Source organism: Frigidibacter sp. SD6-1, assembly GCF_030143255.1.
Classification (GTDB): domain Bacteria; phylum Pseudomonadota; class Alphaproteobacteria; order Rhodobacterales; family Rhodobacteraceae; genus TMP-24.
In genome coordinates, this window is the sequence record NZ_JARJNR010000026.1 from 1 (window position 1) to 1,575 (window position 1,575).

A 1,575-nucleotide genomic window follows, 5' to 3' on the forward strand; every position below is an offset into this window, starting at 1 on the left:
GTGGGCTGATAATGAAGGGGAAAGGGGCTATCTTTCCTCAAGGGTGACTTATGCAACAATGCCGCTCTACGGCACAATGGCATGGGGCTGCCGAAGCTACTTCTTTACCCGCAGGAACCCGAAAGGGGGGAGCGAATCTGGCCTCCGCACACTAGGCGGAGTCCTTTTCCCATAGCTCTCCCTCATTTTCGCGCCAATAATATTCCCTAGGTTCTAGCATGGAATAAGCTGCTAGCTCCCGAAGCTTTTCCCGCAGGTGTCCAAATCCGACTGTATGCGCCACTTTAACGTCGCAACCACACGTACAAACTAGATCCCCATCATTTTCGCGGGCAAAGAGCATTGGGGGTCTTGAGTGATCAAAGACGTGACCACATACATAAACCTTGGCATGGACAGGAATTTCACCGATCGAGTTAGCTAGCAACGTTGAAACTCCTCAATCACCCATAAACTTCAATGGGTCTTTACGGCCTTTTTTGAGATTACAGCTCATGCATGCACAAGCAATATTTCTTACATCTTTGCTCGTGCCACCGGCAATCAGCGGAGTTATGTGATCATAATGTTTTTTTGTGGTTGAGAGGTCAATACCGCAATACTCACATTTTCCTTTAGCAATGCAGTCGGCCGCATCTTTTACAGCTTGTGGGATAAATCCGCCATCGCCGTAGCGCCTTTTCGCATTATGCCCCCACGCCTCCAGCTCGCCCGCGAAGTAGGTATGCGCGCCTGCGACCTCGATATTGTGCACCAAGGTCGGCGTCGCGTCCAGCGTGACCGTGAGCACGCGGATGAGGGTCTCGTCCGCATTCTCGATCCCGTCGCCGGGCTTGAGATCGCCGGCCCTGACCCACTCGCCCGCGACATAGAGCGGATGTTCCGCCGTCACCGCCATCGCGCTGACCGTCCCGTCCGGACCCTCGAGCGTCAGCCGCACCAGATCGGTCGCCTGACGCCCCATCACCGCCGTCACCGGGAAGACCCCGGTCTGGCCCGTCTCCTCGTTCCGCGCGATCACCAGATCGCCCTCGCGCAGCGCCGACCTCAGTCAGAGTGTCTGGTGAGTTCCTCTTGTCAATACAACCTAAGCTTTGCGAGTTTGTATAGAATCGGCCGCATCTATGGCAGCGTATGCTTTGGTGGACATTGTTCAAAACCCACGCCGTGTCCGCCACCTGTTTCATGCGGCGCCAACACTTTGACCACTATTTGGTGCTCCATATAAAGGCGCGTCAGACTGGCCTGCCAATGCATTCGTACTGTCTCGGCGAAAGCAGTCATGTCATCTTCTGATATGTCACCGGATAGGAAGTCATCGAGTTCAACCCAATTAAACGAGTTTACCATATTCATTGCACCCTCGCTCCGACCCGCCCAATAGTTCGTCGCCGCTATGTTTCTTTTTTCTGGGTTCAGCACCATTCTACCCGACAGAAATACAATACCCAAGATGAGTTCGGTCTTTGGGCACAGAAACTCCAATACCTTGAAAAATTTCTCTACCGAAATGGCGTTGTTGCATAACTCTGGTGGCAAAGGATTCACTTCGTGAATCCAAGCGGTTAGACAGGC

General features: G+C 53.2%; 2 protein-coding genes. Both read right to left on the bottom strand.

Translation table 11 applies throughout. The annotated features are described in order from the left end of the window. Positions 1–439: 439 nt before the first annotated feature. Positions 440–1,051 carry a polymorphic toxin-type HINT domain-containing protein gene (locus P0645_RS19195; RefSeq protein ID WP_349775100.1) on the bottom strand — a complete coding sequence of 204 codons (612 nt, stop codon included), beginning with the start codon at positions 1,049–1,051 and terminating at the stop codon, positions 440–442. 71 nt (positions 1,052–1,122) lie between these two features. Beyond that, positions 1,123–1,575: hypothetical protein (locus P0645_RS19200; RefSeq protein WP_284166161.1), on the bottom strand; the 453-nt coding region annotated here is incomplete at its 5' end.